Source organism: Streptomyces sp. IBSBF 3136 (assembly GCF_036815105.1).
GTDB lineage: Bacteria > Actinomycetota > Actinomycetes > Streptomycetales > Streptomycetaceae > Streptomyces.
This window is the reverse complement of the sequence record NZ_JAJSZC010000060.1, coordinates 14,124-31,558: the sequence shown is the minus strand read 5'-3', so window position 1 is coordinate 31,558 and position 17,435 is coordinate 14,124. Positions and strand designations below refer to the sequence as shown.

Below are 17,435 nucleotides of genomic sequence, written 5' to 3'. Positions count from 1 at the left end.
CCCCCCCCCCGCGGCCCCCGCGGCCCCCGTGGAGGCGGTGGAGCGCTGGGGCGCCGCCGGGTCCGCGGGGCGGTCGGGCCGCCCCCGGGCCCGGTTCCGCGCGCAGGGTCGCGCCCTCGGCCGCGTTTACGCGCGCACGGTCGCGCCCCCGGCCCGTGTTTCCGCGCACGGTCGCGCGTTCCAGGACCCGGTGTCGGCGTCACGGCCCGGCCGGCCCCGGTCCCGGCTGCCCGTCGGCGCCGGGCCGGCTCACAGCGCCTTGAGCGCCCCCGCCGTGGCCCGGGCCAGGTCCGCCAGGTAGCCCTTGGGGAGTTTCGGGGAGCGGATCACCACCGAACGCCAGTACAGGGGGCCGGAGATCAGGTCCAGGGCCAGGTCCGGGTTCACTCCCGGCCGCACCTCGCCCCGCGCTTCCGCCGCGGCCACGATCCTGCTGGCGACGCTGTCCTGGCCGTCCCGCAGGGCCTTCTGCATCGCTTCGGCGATGTCCGGGTTGCGGGCCGCCTCCGCCTGGAGGTCGGGAATGATCTGGGAGGCGACGGGGTGGCGCAGGGCGCGCGACGTCACCTCGTACAGGAGCCGCAGGTCACCCTCCAGTGAGCCGCTGTCCGGCACCGGCAGCCCCATCACGGCCATCGCCGACACCACGTCGAGCACCAGGTGCAGCTTCGAGCGCCACCGCCGGTACACCGCCGTCTTGCCGACCCCCGCCCGCCGGGCGATGCCCTCGATGGACATCCGCGCGTACCCGACCGCCGCCAGTTCGTCGAAGACGGCCGCCCGGATGGCCTCGGTCACGTCCTCCCGGAGCACGGCGGCCCCGGCGGGTGCCCGGCGGCGCGTGCGCTTGGGGGCCTCGTCGGCGTTCGTCGTCATGCCGACCAGCATAGGCCGTTACGACGAAACGGTTGCGTTCCGACGCTGGATGGTTCTACGCTCACGTTGCGACGATACGGTCCCGTCCCGACGTAAGAGAACGTGAAGAGAAGCGTAAGGAAACGCCGGATGACGGACGGGGACCGCACCAGCCCGGCCGTACCCCCTCCCCCCGAGCGAAAGCAGCGGATGTGAGCCAGGTCCTCCACACACCGCCCCCGACCCAGGTCCCGGCCGAAGACGACCTGGCGGCGCTGGCCGCCCGGCACGGTCTCTCGGTCAGCGGCGCCCGCCCCTCCCTGCCGGAGTACGTCCGCCGGCTGTGGGCCCGGCGCCACTTCATCACCGCCTTCGCCACCGCCAAGCTCACCGCCCAGTACAGCCAGGCGAAGCTCGGCCAGGTCTGGCAGGTCATGACCCCGCTGCTGAACGCGGCGGTCTACTACTTCATCTTCGGCGTGCTGCTCGGCACCAAGCACAACGTCCCGGACTACGTGCCGTTCCTGGTCACGGGCGTGTTCATCTGGACGTTCACGCAGAGCTCGATCATGGCGGGCACCCGGGCCATCGCGGGCAACCTCGGCCTGGTCCGCGCCCTGCACTTCCCGCGCGCCGCCCTGCCGATCTCCTTCGCGCTCCAGCAGCTCCAGCAACTGCTGTTCTCGATGGCCGCACTGGTGGTCATCCTGCTCTGCTTCGGCGTGCCGGTCGCCGCCTCCTGGCTGCTGGCGATCCCCGCGCTGGTGCTGCAGTTCGTCTTCAACGCGGGCGTCTCGATGATCATGGCGCGGATGGGCGCCAAGACCCCGGACATCGCCCAGCTCATGCCCTTCGTGCTGCGGACCTGGATGTACGTGTCCGGTGTCATGTGGAGCATCGACAAGCTCACCGCGAAGGACCACCTGCCGCACATCGTCACGATCCTGCTGGAGACCAACCCGGCCGCGGTCTACATCGACCTGATGCGGTACGCGCTGATCGACAGCTTCCACGCCCACCAGCTGCCCCCGCACGTGTGGGCGGCGGCGACCGGCTGGGCCCTGCTCGCCGGCATCGGCGGCTTCATCTACTTCTGGAAGGCTGAGGAGACGTACGGCCGTGGCTGAGCAGACCTTCGGGACCCCCGGGCACCCCGGGAACCCCGAGCAGATCCCCACCGTCGTCGCCGACCGCGTCGACATCGTCTACCGGGTCAACGGCACCGGCGCGGGCCGCGGCTCCGCCACCGCCGCCCTCAACCGCATGCTGCGCCGCAAGCAGGCCGAGAAGGCGGCCGGCGTGCGCAGGGTGCACGCGGTGAAGAGGGTTTCGTTCGTCGCCTATAAGGGTGAAGCCATCGGCCTCATCGGCACCAACGGCTCCGGCAAGTCGACCTTGCTCAAGGCGGTCGCCGGACTGCTGCCGGTGGAGAACGGACACATCTACACCGACGGCCAGCCCTCGCTGCTCGGCGTCAACGCGGCCCTGATGAACGACCTCACCGGCGAGCGCAACGTGCACCTCGGCGGCCTCGCCATGGGCATGTCCCGGGAGCAGATCAAGGAGCGCTACCAGGACATCGTCGACTTCTCGGGGATCAACGAGAAGGGCGACTTCATCACCCTGCCGATGCGGACGTACTCCTCCGGCATGGCCGCCCGCCTGCGGTTCTCCATCGCGGCCGCCAAGGACCACGACGTCCTGCTGATCGACGAGGCCCTCGCGACCGGCGACCGCTCCTTCCAGAAGCGCTCCGAGGAACGGATCCGCGAGCTGCGCCGGCACGCGGGCACCGTCTTCCTGGTCAGCCACAACAACAAGTCCATCCGCGACACCTGCGAGCGGGTGCTGTGGCTGGAACGCGGCGAGCTGCGCATGGACGGGCCGACGGAGGACGTCCTCAAGGAGTACGAGGCCTTCACCGGCGACAAGAGCGACAAGCCGGCCAAACCGGCGAAGAAGTCGGCACCGAAGAAGGCGGCACCGCAACCCACGGCGTCGAATCTTCCTCTACCTTCGTGAGGCTTCCTCTTACCTCAGGCGTGGTTATCCCTTTCACCCTTCTAGTGACAGTATGTTAAGAAAGGTCCCCCCAGCAGACGACAAGGCGAAGGAGTCCACCCGCGATGCCCCAACTGAGCGTCATCGTCTACGGGCCGAACACCCAGGGGCATCTGACGGAACTCCTCGACGCGCTGGAGACCCGGCCCCTCCCGGACGCCGAGGTGATCGTCGCCGCGGTCGGCGACTGGGCGCGGGAGACGGCCGAGAACCACGCGCCCGACACCGTCGTCGTGCCCCTGCCCGACGGCACCTCCGACGCGGCGGCCCGTGCGGCGGGGGCCGCGCGGGCCGCCGGCCGCTGGCTGCACTTCGTGCACGCCAAGGACGGCCTGCCCGCCGGCGCGACCCGGCTGATCGCCGAGCGCGCCGCCGAGCTGGACGACACGGTCGACGTCCTTCTCCTCGACCACGTCACCACCACCTGGCAGACCGCCGCCGCCCCCTCCCGCGACGGCCGTCACCTGGCCGCCGCCGGCCGCGCCGTCCTCGCCCTGGACGACGCCTCCGACCTGCTGCGCCTCACCCCGCTGCTCGGCAACCGCGTCCTGCGGACCGCGTTCTGGCGGGCCCACGAGGAGCGGCTCACCACCGACGACGAGCCGGGCGCCGCGTACGCGGCCCTGCTGCACGCCGAGCGGGTCGCCTGCCTGAACCAGGTGGCGTACGAACACCGCAGGCTCCGCCCGCAGAGCCTGCCGCCGCGCGCCCCCGAGGACCGCTTCGCGCTCATCGACCGCTACGAGTCCCTCCTCCCGCTGGCCCGGGACCGCCGCGCCGTCCACGCGGTCATGTACGACCTGATGGTCCGCGACCTGGTGCGCGCGTTCGCCGGCGAGCACCTGCCCGACGCGGTGGCCCGCGAGTTCTTCCGCCGGGCCTCCCTGGCCGCGGTCCGCTGGCGCCCCGAGAACCACCGGCGCCCGGCCGGCCTCGAAGGCGTACGGCACGGCCTGCTCGAAGAGGGCGCGTACACCAAGTACCGCGCCTTCCAGGCCGCCAACCGCACCCGCCGCGCGGCCAGGAAGACGGTGCGCACCCGCAAGCGCCAGCTCGGCGCCAAGCTGCGCGACCAGCAGTACCGCAGGGCGCTCGCCCGCCCGGTCGACCCGAACCTGGCCGTCTTCGCCGCGTACTGGGACCGCGGGGTGGCCTGCAACCCGGCCGCGATCGCCGCCAAGCTCGCCGAACTCGCCCCGCACATCCGCCGGGTGTGGGTGGTGAACAAGGAGAACGCGGCCCTGCTGCCGCCCGGCACCGATCACGTGATCCCGGGCACCCGCCGCTACTGGGAGACGCTGGCCACCGCCAAGTACCTGGTCAACAACGTCAACTTCCCGAACGCGGTCGTCAAGCGCCCCGACGCGATCCATCTGCAGACCCATCACGGCACCCCGCTCAAGCGCATGGGCCTGGACCAGATGGACCACCCGGCCGCCGCCAAGGGCCTGGACTTCGCCGCCCTGCTGGCCCGCGTCGACAAGTGGGACTACAGCGTCAGTGCCAACAGCCACACCACACGCATGTGGGAACGCGCCTACCCGGCCCGCTTCGTCTCCCTCGACCACGGCTATCCGCGCAACGACGTCTTCTACACCGCCACGGCGGCCGACGTCCGCGCGGCCCGCGAGCGCCTCGGCATCGCCCCCGGCCGCACCGCCGTGCTCTACGCCCCCACCCACCGCGACTACGAGGCCGGCTTCACCCCCCGCCTCGACCTGGCCGCCCTCGCCGACCGGCTCGGCGAGGACACCGTCCTGCTGGTCCGCGCGCACTACTTCTACGGCGGCGCCGCCTCCCCGCTGACCGGCCTGCGGCGCTCCGGGCGGATCATCGACGTCTCCTCCTACGACCCGGTCGAGGAGCTGTGCCTGGCCGCGGACGCGCTGGTCACGGACTACTCGTCGATCATGTTCGACTACGCCAACCTGGACCGCCCGATCGTCGTCTACGCCGACGACTGGGAGACGTACCGGACCACCCGGGGCGTCTACTTCGACCTGACGGCCGAGGCCCCGGGCCGGGTCGCGCGCACCCAGGAGGAGCTGACCGAGATCCTCACCTCGGGTGCCTGGCGCGACGACTGCGCCGCCAAGGCACGGGCCGCCTTCCGGCGCCGGTTCTGCGAGTTCGACGACGGCCGCGCCGCCGAGCGGGTGGTACGCCGGGTCTTCCTCGGCGAGCCCGAGGAGGCACTGCCCCCGGTGATCCCGCTCGAGGAACGCACCCCCGCCCCGACCCCCGAGGAGGCCACCGCATGACGACCCCCGACGTGACGGTCACGGTCATCGTCTACAACGACGCTGCCCGGCTGCCCCGGGCGGTCGCATCCCTGCGCGCCCAGACACACGCCAACATCGAGATCGTCATCAGCGACGACCACTCCACCGACGAGACGCCGCGGGTGGCCCGCGAACTGGCCGCGCAGGACCACCGCATCCGCTACCTGCGGCTGCCGGAGAACAGCGGCGGGTGCAGCGCCCCGCGCAACCGGGCCATCGAGATCGCCCGGGCGCCGTACCTGATGTTCCTGGACAGCGACGACGAACTTCCGCCGCGCGCGGTCGAGTTGCTGCTGGCCGAGCACCGCGAGCGCGAGGTGGACTTCACCATGGGCGCGGTACGCCGGGTCCGGGTGGACAACGGCCGGCGCTCGACGTGGATGCCGCACCTGGTCACCGAGCGCCGCACGCTGGACGGCATCGAGGCCGACCCGCGGCTGCTGTTCGAGCACCTGTCGACCAGCAAGATGTACGCCCGCGCCTTCCTCGACCGCCACCGGCTCCGCTTCCCCGAGGGCATCCACTACGAGGACCAGCTGTTCTCGGCGCAGGCGTACTGCCTGGCGAAGGCGTTCACGATCATTCCCGACCCGGTGTACGTCTGGTACATCGAACCCTTCGCGAGCGCCTCCGCCGCCTCCATCTCCAACCAGCGGCACAAGATCTCCAACGTTCGCGACCGGGTGCACGTACAGCGCCTGATCGACGACTTCCTGGTGGAGAACGGGCACGCGGCGCTGCGCGAGGACAAGGACTTCAAGTTCCTCAAGCACGACTTCCGGATGTACGCGGGCGACCTGCCCTACCGGGACGACGAGTGGCTGGAGTCCTTCGCCGAGATCATGAACCCGTACCTGGAGACGCTGGCGGAGGGCGCGTTCGCCCGCCTGCCGCGCCCGGAGCGGGTGGTCCTGCAACTCCTGCGCGACGGCCGCCTGTCCGACGTCCGGCTCGCGGCGCGCGGCCTGGCGCACGGCGTGGCACCGCGGCACGTGGCCACCGACGAGACCGGCGCCACGTACTGGGGCGACGTCGTCCCTGCGTCCGACCGGGCCCGCCGCGAACTGGCCCTGTCCGACCTGGAGCTGGACACCCGGCCGTTCCCCAGCGCGCAGTTCCGCCACGAGATCACCGAACTCACCGCGGGCCCCGGTGCCTGTCTCACGCTCGCGATCCGCACGTACGACCCGGGCCTGCGGCTCCCGGTCGGTCCGCAGCGCGCGAGCCTGGTGCTGGCACCCGGCCGGCGTCGTCTGACGGTCCCGTTCCGGCTCGACCCGGTCCGCCCCGGTCTCTTCGAGGGCCGGGTCCGGCTCGACCTGGCGGCCGCGTCCCTGCCCGTGCAGGGCTTCGACGGCGTGCGGCACCCGCTGCTCCGCCTGGAACAGCAGGGCCTCGTCCACTCGGGCCTGCTGCTGGCCCCGCTGGACTTCCCGGTCCGCACCGCACGCGTGGAGTACCGCTCGGGCGCCACCGCGCACGACGTCACCGTCGAACCCGAGGGCCGCAACCCGGGCCGCCTCCAGATCCGCTGGCGCCCGGTGGGGATCACGGCCCGCGTGATCCGCCCGGTGGTACGCAAGGTGGCCCGCCCGAAGGTGCGGAACGCGGCACGGCTGGTGGCGAGCGTCCTGAGGTAGGTCCCGGCCGCTCCCGGACCACAGGGGCGTGCGGGCCGGCCGATGCCGTCCCGCACGCCCCTGTGGCGTCTACGTCAGCGCTCCACCCGGTACAGCACCTGCCCGCCCGGCCCGGTGGCGACCTGCCGCAGCCACGGCTCGGCGGCGCCCCTGCCGCCCACGACCCAGCGCACGCCGTACCGGCGCACTATGGCCCGCCGGGTGCCGGCCGGGGTGTCCGCGGCGAAGTAGTGCGTCACGGCCGCGTCCCGCCTGGCCGCGTCCGGCAGGAACACGTCGGGATACCCGGGAGCCACGGTGTACGGGCCGTAGGCGGGGATCTGCCGGGACGGCATCGTGCGCGCCATGACCACGTCCCCGTACTTCACCCAGGGCGTGATCCAGTGGTACCCGACCCACGGCGTCCGGTACTTCTCCGCGACCACCGCGGGCAGCGCGTTCCGCCCGACCACGTAGCCGAGCGTCCCCACCTGGGTCCACGCGCCCACGGCCAGCGCGGCGGCCAGGACGCCCGGCCACACCACGCGCACCGCGCGCCGCCCCACCGACACGGTCTCCAGGGCGGCCGCGAGCTGAGCGGGGATCAGCACGGCCGGCAGGGCGCGCCCCCAGGAGTAGTGCCCGGTCAGGCCGCCCGCGGCGAACACCAGCACGCCGAGCGCGAAGAACAGCGCCAGCGGGTCCCAGCGGTCCCGCCGCACCCGCAGGCCCAGGGCCACCACCCCGAGCAGGACCAGCCCGAACCGCTGGAAGAGGTGGGTGTAGAGCGGCCGGTGGATCGCCTCGAGGTCAGCGCCCGCGGAGAACAACGCGAAGAAGTCGTAGTACGGCCACACCCACAGCAGCACCGCGCCCAGCACCGCTCCGGCGCCCAGCCGCAGCAGCGTCCCGCGGTCCGGCCGCGCGGAGATCACCGTGGCCAGCGCGCCGAGCGACGCCACCACCCCGGTGAACTGGTGGCACAGCAGGATCAGCCCCCACAGCAGGCCGAGACCCAGGGCCACGCCCCAGGACGTCTCGCCGCGCAGCGCCCGGGTGAGCCAGGCCCAGAAGTGGAAGGAGAGGCCGAGGGCGAACACGCTGGGGTACGCCACCGTCAGCGCCAGCGAGTTGAGGCCGAGGAAGCCGCTCCAGTTGAACAGCAGCGGTCCCCACAGCAGGACCAGGCACAGGATCGCCAGGGCGGGCGCGGCGCGATGGGCACTGAGCGTGCGGACGTACCGCCACACGCCGGTGAACAGCAGGACCAGCCCGGCGAGCGCCCCGATCCGCAGGACGTCGAAGACCGGCAGGCCGGTCACCCGGGCGACCGCGCCCAGCAGCAGCATCCACGGTGAGTAGTACGGGCTCGGTGTGTCCGCCGCGACCAGGGGGTTGCCGGGGTGCAGCAGGCTGTGCCGCAGCCGCTGCACGGTCGCCGCGTGCATGCCGAGGTCGCCCGCCCAGGGCAGGCGGACGATCACCAGGACCATCAGGAGCAGGACGAGTGCGGCGGCGGCCTGGGGCAGCGCCCGGCCGGCGCTCGCACCGCTAGGCGGCGCGGCGCGCATCCTGCTGGAACACCCAGGTGCGGTAGACGAGGAAACGGAAAGCGGAGGCGAGGACGATCGACAGCGCCTTCACCGCGTTCGACTCGACCGCGCCGTGCAGCTGGAGCCCGTGATATCCCACCCAGAACAGGCCGCTTTCCATCACCACACCGAGACCGCTGAAGACGAAGAACAGGACGATCTGGCGGCGGGTGCGCGAGGCCCGGTCGCGATAGGCGAAATACCGGAAGCCCACGTAATTGGTCGCCATGGCGATACAGCTCGCCAGCACCGTCGCGGTCATCGCAGGCCAACGCAGGCCGTGCAGCAGCAGGTTGAACACCAGGAAATTGACGAGGACGCCACTGCCGCCGACGACCCCGAATTTCACGACTTCCAGCACGACGCGCGTGACCGGGCGGGCAGGAGCCGGCACGGAAGCCGGCGCGGGAGCCGCTGCCGGCGGGCGGGTCTCGGTGAGGTTCACAGTCACAGCGAAGACCCTATCCGAAACGTCACGATTAGCAGGAAACGGTAAATTCCCCGCCCGTTTTCGGCTAGCAATCGGCAAGAACGAAGGCGCCCCGGGCCTGGACCGGCCCGGGGCGCCTTGATCGCCCTGTGACGCCGTACGGCGCCGTTCGGCTACGAGTGCGTGCGCAGCAGCGTCCGCATCGTGCGCATCGCCACCGACAGGTTGGCGAGGTCGAAGGAGTCCGAACCGCGGATCTCCTCCAGTGTGGTGCGCGCCCGGCTCAGGATCGCCGCGTTCTTCTGCTCCCAGTCGGCGAACCGCTGTTCGGGCGTCGAGGTGCCGTTGCCGACCGCCAGGACGTCCGCCGTGAGCGCCGCGTGGGCCGCGTACAGGTCCTCACGGATGGAGGCGCGGGCCATGGACTGCCAGCGGTCCGCACGGGGCAGCTCGATGATGCGGTCCATGAGCTGGGTGATGCCGAGGCGGTCGGCGAGGTCGTAGTAGACCTCGGCGACGTCCAGCGGCTCCTTGCCCATGCGGTCGGCCACCGAGACGATGTCGACCGCGGGGAAGGCGGAGGAGAAGCCGGCCACGCGGGTGGCGACCTCGTCCGGGACACCGGCGGCGGACAGCTCGTCGTACACGTGCTGGTACCACTCCAGGTCCGCGCCCTTGAGCAGCTTCGGCAGCTGCTGCCAGACGTGCTCGACCCGCTCGGCGAAGAACTCGACGGTCTCCGCGAGCTGCAGCGGCTGCGGCCGGTTGTTCAGCAGCCAGCGGGTGCCGCGCTCCACCAGGCGGCGCGAGTGCAGCCTGATCCGGGTCTGGACGGCCGCGTCGACCTTGTTGTCCAGCTCCTCGACCGCGTCCCACACCGGCGCCGAGCGGAAGACCGCGCGGGCCACGGTCTGGGCCCGGACGATCTCCTCCAGGGAGGCGCCGGTCTCCTCGCGCAGCCGGTGCAGATACGTCGTACCGCCCGTGTTGACGGTGTCGTTGACCAGCACGGTCGTGGTGATCTCGCGGCGCAGCGGGTGGTTGTCGATGGCGTCCGCGAACCGCTCGCGCAGCGCCGACGGGAAGTAGGCGTGCAGCAGGCCGCGCAGGTAGGGGTCGTCCGGCAGCGAGGTGTGCAGCAGCTCCTCGGCCACCGTGATCTTCGTGTACGCCAGCACGACGGCCGTCTCCGGGCTCGTCAGCCCCTGGCCGTGGCCGAGGCGCTCGCGGATCTGGCGGTCGGTGGGCAGGAACTCCAGCGCCCGGTCCAGGTGGCCCTCGCGCCCCAGGTGGCGGATGAACCGCTGCTGGGCGTGGAGCATGTCCTTGGCCTGGAACAGGGCGTTGGCGAGGGCCACGTTCTGCGCGTAGTTGTTGCGCAGGACCAGCGCGCCGACCTCGTCGGTCATCTCGGCGAGGATCTTGTTGCGCTGCTTGACGGTCATGTCGCCGTCCGTGACGAGGCTGTTCAGCAGGATCTTGATGTTCACCTCGTGGTCGGAGGTGTCCACACCGGCGCTGTTGTCGATCGCGTCGGTGTTGATCTTCCCGCCGTGCATCGCGAACTCGATGCGGCCGAGCTGGGTCAGGCCCAGGTTGCCGCCCTCGCCCACGACGCTGACCCGCAGGTCCTGGCCGTCGACGCGGATGGCGTCGTTGGCCTTGTCGCCGACATCGGCGTTGGACTCCACCGACGACTTCACGTACGTGCCGATGCCGCCGTTCCACAGCAGGTCCACGGGCGCCTGCAGGATCGTCTTCATCAGGTCGGCCGGGGTCATCTTGGAGATCTTCTCCTCGATGCCCAGGGCGTCCCGGATGTGCGCGTTGAGCGGGATCGCCTTGGCGGTCCGGGGGAAGATTCCGCCGCCCGCCGACAGCAGCTCGGTGTTGTAGTCCTCCCAGCTCGAGCGGGGCAGCTCGAACAGGCGGCGGCGCTCGGCGTAGGAGGTGGCCGCGTCCGGGGTCGGGTCGATGAAGATGTGCCGGTGGTCGAAGGCGGCGACCAGGCGGATGTGCTCGGAGAGCAGCATGCCGTTGCCGAACACGTCACCGGACATGTCGCCGATGCCGACGACCGTGAAGTCCTCGCTCTGCGTGTCCACGCCCAGCTCGCGGAAGTGCCGCTTCACGGACTCCCAGGCGCCGCGCGCGGTGATGCCCATGCCCTTGTGGTCGTAGCCGGCCGAGCCGCCGGAGGCGAAAGCGTCACCGAGCCAGAAGTTGTACTTCTCGGCGACCCCGTTGGCGATGTCGGAGAACGTCGCGGTGCCCTTGTCGGCAGCGACCACCAGGTAGGTGTCCTCGCCGTCGTGGCGCACCACGTCCTGCGGCGGCACGACCTCGCCGGCCACCATGTTGTCGGTGATGTCGAGCAGCGCCGAGATGAACGTCTTGTAGCTGGCGATGCCCTCGGCCAGCCACGCGTCCCGGTCGACCGCCGGGTCCGGCAGCTGCTTGGCGACGAAGCCGCCCTTGGCGCCGACGGGCACGATGACGGTGTTCTTCACCATCTGCGCCTTGACCAGGCCGAGGATCTCGGTGCGGAAGTCCTCGCGCCGGTCGGACCAGCGCAGACCGCCTCGGGCGACCTTGCCGAAGCGCAGGTGCACGCCCTCGACCCGGGGCGAGTACACCCAGATCTCGTACGCCGGGCGCGGCGCGGGCAGGTCCGGGATGGCCTGCGGGTCGAACTTCATCGACACGTAGTCGTGCGGGGCGCCGCCGAGCGCCTCCTGGAAGAAGTTCGTGCGCAGGGTCGCCTTGATGACGGTCAGGAAGGAGCGCAGGATGCGGTCCTCGTCCAGGCTCGCCACCTGGTCGAGGGCGGCGTCCAGCTCCTCGAGCAGGGCGTCGGTGATCTCCAGGCCGGCCTTCTGCCGCTCCGGCGACATCCGGGCCTCGAACAGCGAGACGAGCAGCCGGGTGGTGTGGACGTTGTTGCGGAGGGTGTCCTCCATGTAGTCCTGGCTGAAGGTGGAGCCGGCCTGCCGCAGGTACTTGGCGTACGCGCGCAGCACCATCGCCTGCCGCCAGCCGAGCCCGGCGCTCAGCACGAGGGCGTTGAAGCCGTCGTTCTCCGCCTTGCCGGTCCAGGTCGCGGCGAACGCCTCCTGGAACCGCTCGCGCGCGTCGTCGCCCAGGTCCCCGCCGGCGCCCGCCGTCTTCGGCATGCGCAGGCCGAAGTCGTAGATCCAGGCGGTCGTCCGGTCCGCGCAGCGCATCTCGTACGGCCGCTCGTCGGTGACCTCGACGCCCAGCCGGCTCAGCACCGGCAGCACGTGCGACAGGGAGACCGTGCCGCCCTTCTGGTAGATCTTGAAGCGGCGCTCGTCGGGCGCGGCGCCGACCGGCTCGTACAGGCTGAGCGAGAACGCCTTGTCCTCGCTGAGCTGCTCCAGGTGGACGAGGTCGGCGACCGCGGCACGCGGGGAGTGGTCGGCCTTGTAGCCCTCGGGGAAGGCGTTGTTGTAGCGGCGCAGCACCTCGGCGGCGCGCTCCTCGCCGATCTCGGCGGTCAGCGCCTCGGCGAACGCGTCCGCCCACGAGCGGGCGGCCTCGACCAGGCGGGACTCGATGCGCTCCTTGTCGGCGTCCGACAGCTCGGGCAGCTCGGTGCCCGGCGGGACCCGGACGACGAAGTGCAGCCGGGACAGGATCGACTCGGTGTTCCAGGCGGTGAAGTCGACGCTGATGCCGCCGAGCTCCTCCTTCAGGATGTCGATGATCCGCAGGCGCACACCGGTGGTGTAGCGGTCGCGCGGCAGGTAGACGAGGGCCGAGTAGTAGCGGCCGTACTCGTCCTGGCGCAGGTACAGCCGCAGCCGGCGGCGCTCCTGAAGGTAGAGGACGCTGGTGACGATGGCCTGCAGCTCGGCGGCCGGGGTCTGGAACAGCTCGTCGCGCGGGTAGGTCTCCAGGATCTGGAGCAGGTCGCGGCCGTCGTGGCTGTTGGGCGAGAAGCCGGCGCGCTGCAGGACCTCGGCGACCTTGCGGCGGATGACCGGGACCCGGCGCACGGACTCGGTGTAGGCGGCGGAGGAGAACAGGCCGAGGAAACGGCGCTCACCGACGACGTTGCCGTCCGCGTCGAACTTCTTGACGCCGATGTAGTCCAGGTACGACGGCCGGTGCACGGTCGCCCGGCTGTTGGCCTTGGTCAGCACGAGCAGCTTGTGCTCGCGGGCCTTGGCACGGGCGTCGGCGGGCAGCCGCTCGAAGGAGGGGCTGACCGGGTGCTGGTCGTCCTCGGCGTGCTGCGGGTCCGAACGCAGTATGCCCAGACCGGTGCCGGGGACGGCGGCGAGCGTGTCGTCGTCGCGCAGCTGGTACTCGCGGTACCCGAGGAAGGTGAAGTGGTCGGTGGCCAGCCAGCGCAGCAGCTCGCGGGCCTCCTCGACCTCGGGGGCGGGCAGGTCGCCCGGCACCGGCTCGTCGCCCAGGCCGTCGGCGATCCGGGCCGCCGCCTCCCGCATCTTCTCCCAGTCCTCGACGGCCTCGCGGACGTCGGACAGGACGCGCAGCAGGTCGGAGGTGATCTGCTTCAGGTCGGCGCGGTCGGTCTCACGGTCGATCTCGACGTGGATCCAGGACTCGATGTGCGCGTCGTGCGGCAGGTCGCCGGTGGGCGGGGTCGCCAGCACCTCGATGAGCTTGCCGGTGACGTCGCGCCGGACGACGAACTGCGGGTGGATGACGACGTGGATGCCGCGTCCCTGCCGGGTCAGCTCGTTGGTGACCGAGTCGACGAGGAAGGGCATGTCGTCGGTGACGACCTCCACCACGGTGTGGCTGCAGGTCCACCCGTTCTCTTCCACGCTCGGGGTGTGCACCCGCACGTTCGCGGTGCCCTGCGGTCGGGTCTCGGCCAGCCGGTAGTGCGAGACCGCGGCGCTGAAGACGTCGACCGGGTCGCGGTCGGCCAGGTCCTCGGGTGCGGTGTGCAGGTAGTAGCGCTGGAGGAACGCGAGCACGGATTCGCTGTCCGGAGTGCCGGCCGTGCCCTCGCCCGTCGTCCCGGTCGGTAGGTGCCCCCCGACCGGGCTGTTCTCAGCTACCCGGGCGGCCCGTTCGAGCAGCTCGGCCTTTGCTTCGTCCAGCTTGGTCTGCATTGTCCTCTGGCTCCTGTCGCGCGCCGTTGCGTGACGTAGAAGGAAAAACGGTGTCTTCCCCTCCGGCTCGACGCCACGGCCCGGGGTGTCCGGTCCGATCCGACGCTATGCCGCGAGGTGAGACGAGCGGGGTGTATTCGGCCATTCTCGGCCCATCCGTCGGATGTGACGCTGCTCTCGGCACCGTCGTGTCCGGGGCCGCCATCGGCGTCCCGGGGGCTTCCGCGCCCCCGTCCCGCCCGCGAGGACCAGCGACCGCCGCCCGGTCACGGAGGTGTTCCGTGCCAACCGGGCGCAGGGCAGGGGCAGCATCGCCCCCGCGAGATATCGCGCTGATCACGCCACCAGGCTATCGCCCCTCACCCCGGACCCGTCATGAGCCGTATGTGTACAAAAGAGGGGGCCCAAGTTTGACGTTATGCACAGCGGCGGCGCACGGCCGCGTGACGTAACCGGTCAGATGCCCCGGGGCTGTCCGATGCCCTGTCCACGGCCGGTGGCCACATCCGGTCGCGCCGGGGCCCCCGGGGCCGCACCCTGAAAACGACGGGCCCTCTTGGCAAGCGCGCCCCGCCGAGGCACGTTGCCCTGAACAGTGCCCGTCCCCCGCGGAGGGGACAGTGCCGCCCGGGAGGAGCCGACATGCCCGCGAAGATCCTCATCGTCACCGGCGACGCAGCGGAGTCCCTGGAAGTCCTGTACCCCTACCAGCGGCTGCGCGAGGAAGGCTACGACGTCGACATCGCGGCCCCCACCCGCAAGACGCTCCGTTTCGTCGTGCACGACTTCGAGCCCGGCTACGACACCTACACCGAAAAGCCCGGCTACACCTGGCCCGCCGACCTCTCCTTCGCCGAGGTCGACCCCGGCCAGTACGCGGCCCTGGTCGTCCCCGGCGGGCGGGCCCCCGAGTACCTGCGCAACGACCCCGAGCTGCGCAAGATCACCAAGGCGTTCTTCGACGCGGACAAGCCCGTCGCCCAGATCTGCCACGGCCCGCTGCTCACCGCGGCGATCGACAGCCTCCGCGGCCGCCGCGTCACCGCCTATCCGGCGCTGGAACTGGACATGCAGTCCGCCGGAGCGCACTTCGAGGACAGCGAGACGGTGGTCGACGGCACCCTCGTCTCGGCCCGCGCCTGGCCCGACCATCCGGCCTGGATGCGCGAGTTCCTCTCGGTGCTGCGGGCCAAGGCCCCGGTGACCTGAGCGGCGGCGCCCGCGGGGGCTACGCCGCGAGGCGCCGTGCCTCGGCCACCGCCTCCGCCAGCGTGTCCACCACCGGCACCCCGATCGACTCCAGGCTCGCCCGGCTGTGCGACCCCCCGGTGTAGAGCACGGCCCGCGCCCCCACGTGCCGGGCGGCGACGGCGTCGTCCGCCGCGTCCCCGATCACCACCGTGCGCGCGGGCTCCACGACCCCCGTGAGCGCCTCCAGGTGCCGCACCATGTGCTCGGCCTTGCTGCCCCCGGAGGGCCCCGTACGTCCGTCGACGCGTATGAAGTGCGCCTCGATCCCGAACCCGCGCACCAGCGGCACCAGATCCTCGTGCCCGTACATGCTCAGCAGCGACTGGCTGTGTCCCGCCGAGCGCCACCCGGCGAGCAGCTCGGCGGCGCCGTCCGTCAGCCCGCAGCGCACCCGGTGCTCCGTGTAGTACCGGTGGAAGACCCCGTCCATCAGCTCCCACTCGGCGTCCGTGGGCAGCCGGCCCAGCAGCCGCTCGTAGAACTTCGGCACCGGCACGCAGTACATCGCCCGGTACTGCTCCAGTGTGATCGGCTCCAGGCCCAGCTCGGCGAAGGCCGCGTTCGTCGCCCCGATGATCGCGTCATTGTCGTGGAAGAGGGTGCCGTTCCAGTCCCAGACGATGTGCGCGCTTGCGTGCATCCCCATGCCAAAGACCGTACCCGCCCGCACTGACAGTCACAGCCTACGGTCACCGCCTGTGGACAACCGGACGGCCCGCACGGCGACCGGGGCCGGCCGGCCCGACGACCAGACGCGCTCAGACGCCTTCCACCAGGTTGGGGATCTCCTGGGTGGCGAACCACAGCAGCTCGTGGTCGTCGGCCTCGTCCACGAGGAACTGTGCGTCGTCGTCACCTCCGTCGGCGGCCTCCAGCGCCCCGGCCGCGGCGGTCACGTCACGCTCCGCGTCGTCGGCGTCGACGTGCACCGCCGCCGCCTTGGCCAGCGGGACCGCACCGGTCACCGTCACCTCGCCGAGCGCGGTCGGGTCGGATGCGCGGTCCGGGCCGACCGTGGCGACACCGTCGGGCACGTCGACGGCGACCACGACCCGGCGCCGTACCGCGTCCGGATCGGCCGCCAGCAGCCGCAGCGAGGCCAGCGCGGCCCGGCCGAGCGCGGCGTACTCCAGCTCCTCGACGTCGTCGGAGAGGTACCACTCGCGCAGCGCGGGGGTGACGGCGTACGCCACGAGGGGCCCCGTCCCCAGCTCACCCGTCTTGTGCGCCTCGGCGAGACCGGGGAGGGTCAGGGGGACGTAGACGCGCATGGCTGCCGCTCTTTCCTGGTCGCCGACGGGCCTTCAGGATACGTGCGGCCGTCCCCTTTCGGGTTCCCGCCCACCCCCTCCGCGGCGTCCACCCGACGCCGCTCACCTCACCCGGTGCCACCGCGCTCCCACGGGCTTTTCGAGGACCCCGGTCACTCGGATAAGTGAACCCGCTGTGGCCCTCGCCACCCGCTCCGACTTCCTTGCGATGCCCGCACCGGCCCCCGTACAAGATCCCCACCAGCGAGTTACCGCCCGGTAAGAGCCGGGCCCGCCGAACGGGGACCCCCATGAACAAGGTCATGAGCCGCGCCGCGCAGCCCCGCCCGCGGCATCGGCCGCCGACCCGTCAGGACTCCCGCCGTCCGGGCGGCGCGCCGCCCCGCATCCCGGTCCGTGGAGGCGCCCGTACGGCGCCTGAGACGCCCCTGGCGCGGCCGCGGCCCACCGACCTCTTCGCCGACCGTCTGCTGGCCGTCCTCAGCGGTCAGCGCCCCGTCCACTGGATGCTCCGGCACACCGCCGGCCACGCCTACGACGACCTCGCGCGCCTCGCCGAGCGCGGCCCCTTGCGCACCCGCGGCACCCGGCCCGTCGTCCACGACCTCGGCTGGTTCGTGCCCCGTGCCGGCGCCCTTGAGGTCTTCGCCCGAATCGCCGCCGGCGGCCGGCTGCGCGCCATGGCCTTCCGCCTGGAGCAGGGCCCGGGCCACCGCTGGCGCTGCACGGCGATCGAACTGGGCCCGAGGCCCTCCCGCGCCTCCGAGGACTGACCCGCACGCGCCGCCTTCCGCACGAACCGCCTGCGGGCACGGGCACGGGCAGGGCCCGGCCCACAGGCACGGCGAAGGGCCGGGCCCCCCGGGAAAGAGGGGCCCGGCCCTTCGGTCCGGCTCAGTGGCCGCGGGTCAGCGGCCGGGGCTCAGTGGCCACGGCTCAGTGGTCGGGGCTCAGTGGCCGCGG

The 17,435-nt window shown here is 71.8% G+C and carries 12 protein-coding genes; 6 read left to right on the top strand and 6 right to left on the bottom strand.

The features are described 5' to 3' along the window. Positions 1 to 249: 249 nt before the first annotated feature. Complete coding sequence (locus V7E45_RS15635; protein ID WP_333774765.1) at positions 250 to 876, bottom strand: TetR/AcrR family transcriptional regulator; 627 nt, start codon at positions 874 to 876, stop codon at positions 250 to 252. Positions 877 to 1,067: 191 nt separating this feature from the next. On the opposite strand from V7E45_RS15635, the gene V7E45_RS15630 reads away from it, so the two are divergent. The 4 genes from V7E45_RS15630 to V7E45_RS15615 all read left to right on the top strand — a co-directional run bounded on the left by V7E45_RS15630 (position 1,068) and on the right by V7E45_RS15615 (position 6,838). Continuing rightward, the gene (locus V7E45_RS15630; protein WP_333774764.1) at positions 1,068 to 1,982 is read left to right on the top strand and encodes an ABC transporter permease; all 915 of its coding nucleotides are present in this window, start codon (positions 1,068 to 1,070) and stop codon (positions 1,980 to 1,982) included. Beyond that, positions 1,975 to 2,877, top strand: coding sequence for an ABC transporter ATP-binding protein (locus tag V7E45_RS15625; RefSeq protein WP_333774763.1), 903 nt, complete (start codon positions 1,975 to 1,977; stop codon positions 2,875 to 2,877). Before V7E45_RS15630 ends, V7E45_RS15625 begins: the two co-directional genes overlap by 8 nt. Positions 2,878 to 2,981: 104 nt before the next feature. Beyond that, positions 2,982 to 5,177, top strand: a complete 2,196-nt coding sequence (locus V7E45_RS15620) for a CDP-glycerol glycerophosphotransferase family protein (RefSeq protein ID WP_333774762.1) — start codon at positions 2,982 to 2,984, stop codon at positions 5,175 to 5,177. Beyond that, positions 5,174 to 6,838 carry a glycosyltransferase family 2 protein gene (locus tag V7E45_RS15615; protein WP_333774761.1) on the top strand — a complete coding sequence of 555 codons (1,665 nt, stop codon included), beginning with the start codon at positions 5,174 to 5,176 and terminating at the stop codon, positions 6,836 to 6,838. The genes V7E45_RS15620 and V7E45_RS15615 overlap by 4 nt, the downstream gene beginning before the upstream one ends. 74 nt (positions 6,839 to 6,912) lie before the next feature. Here the strand turns inward: V7E45_RS15615 and V7E45_RS15610 are convergent, their stop codons facing one another. The 3 genes from V7E45_RS15610 to V7E45_RS15600 form a co-directional block, all read right to left on the bottom strand. Beyond that, positions 6,913 to 8,388: a hypothetical protein gene (locus V7E45_RS15610; protein WP_333774760.1), complete on the bottom strand. Its 1,476-nt coding sequence runs from the start codon at positions 8,386 to 8,388 to the stop codon at positions 6,913 to 6,915. After that, positions 8,369 to 8,860, bottom strand: coding sequence for a GtrA family protein (locus V7E45_RS15605; RefSeq protein ID WP_333774759.1), 492 nt, complete (start codon positions 8,858 to 8,860; stop codon positions 8,369 to 8,371). Before V7E45_RS15605 ends, V7E45_RS15610 begins: the two co-directional genes overlap by 20 nt. A 152-nt stretch (positions 8,861 to 9,012) precedes the next feature. Further along, positions 9,013 to 13,950 (bottom strand): NAD-glutamate dehydrogenase, encoded by a 4,938-nt coding sequence (locus tag V7E45_RS15600; protein ID WP_333774758.1) that lies wholly within the window; start codon positions 13,948 to 13,950, stop codon positions 9,013 to 9,015. Between the two features lie 642 nt (positions 13,951 to 14,592). On the opposite strand from V7E45_RS15600, the gene V7E45_RS15595 reads away from it, so the two are divergent. Then, positions 14,593 to 15,159 (top strand): DJ-1/PfpI family protein, encoded by a 567-nt coding sequence (locus V7E45_RS15595; protein WP_333774757.1) that lies wholly within the window; start codon positions 14,593 to 14,595, stop codon positions 15,157 to 15,159. 19 nt (positions 15,160 to 15,178) lie between these two features. On the opposite strand, the gene V7E45_RS15590 is transcribed toward V7E45_RS15595, so the two are convergent. Then, positions 15,179 to 15,847: an HAD family hydrolase gene (locus V7E45_RS15590; RefSeq protein ID WP_333774756.1), complete on the bottom strand. Its 669-nt coding sequence runs from the start codon at positions 15,845 to 15,847 to the stop codon at positions 15,179 to 15,181. A 112-nt stretch (positions 15,848 to 15,959) separates the two neighbouring features. Continuing rightward, a complete protein-coding gene (locus V7E45_RS15585) occupies positions 15,960 to 16,472 on the bottom strand; it encodes a DUF6912 family protein (protein WP_333774755.1) in 513 nt (170 codons plus the stop codon). Between the two features lie 290 nt (positions 16,473 to 16,762). On the opposite strand from V7E45_RS15585, the gene V7E45_RS15580 reads away from it, so the two are divergent. Continuing rightward, positions 16,763 to 17,245 carry an Rv3235 family protein gene (locus tag V7E45_RS15580; protein ID WP_333774754.1) on the top strand — a complete coding sequence of 161 codons (483 nt, stop codon included), beginning with the start codon at positions 16,763 to 16,765 and terminating at the stop codon, positions 17,243 to 17,245. Positions 17,246 to 17,435: the final 190 nt, after the last annotated feature.

What these genes read in the sequence shown, in the direction of transcription:
- V7E45_RS15580 (WP_333774754.1), top strand. Translation starts at nt 16,763, where the DNA reads ATGAACAAGGTCATGAGCCGCGCCGCGCAGCCCCGCCCGCGGCATCGG.
- V7E45_RS15635 (WP_333774765.1), bottom strand. Translation starts at nt 876, where the DNA reads ATGACGACGAACGCCGACGAGGCCCCCAAGCGCACGCGCCGCCGGGCA.
- V7E45_RS15610 (WP_333774760.1), bottom strand. Translation starts at nt 8,388, where the DNA reads ATGCGCGCCGCGCCGCCTAGCGGTGCGAGCGCCGGCCGGGCGCTGCCC.
- V7E45_RS15590 (WP_333774756.1), bottom strand. Translation starts at nt 15,847, where the DNA reads ATGGGGATGCACGCAAGCGCGCACATCGTCTGGGACTGGAACGGCACC.
- V7E45_RS15585 (WP_333774755.1), bottom strand. Translation starts at nt 16,472, where the DNA reads ATGCGCGTCTACGTCCCCCTGACCCTCCCCGGTCTCGCCGAGGCGCAC.
- V7E45_RS15600 (WP_333774758.1), bottom strand. Translation starts at nt 13,950, where the DNA reads ATGCAGACCAAGCTGGACGAAGCAAAGGCCGAGCTGCTCGAACGGGCC.
- V7E45_RS15615 (WP_333774761.1), top strand. Translation starts at nt 5,174, where the DNA reads ATGACGACCCCCGACGTGACGGTCACGGTCATCGTCTACAACGACGCT.
- V7E45_RS15620 (WP_333774762.1), top strand. Translation starts at nt 2,982, where the DNA reads ATGCCCCAACTGAGCGTCATCGTCTACGGGCCGAACACCCAGGGGCAT.
- V7E45_RS15595 (WP_333774757.1), top strand. Translation starts at nt 14,593, where the DNA reads ATGCCCGCGAAGATCCTCATCGTCACCGGCGACGCAGCGGAGTCCCTG.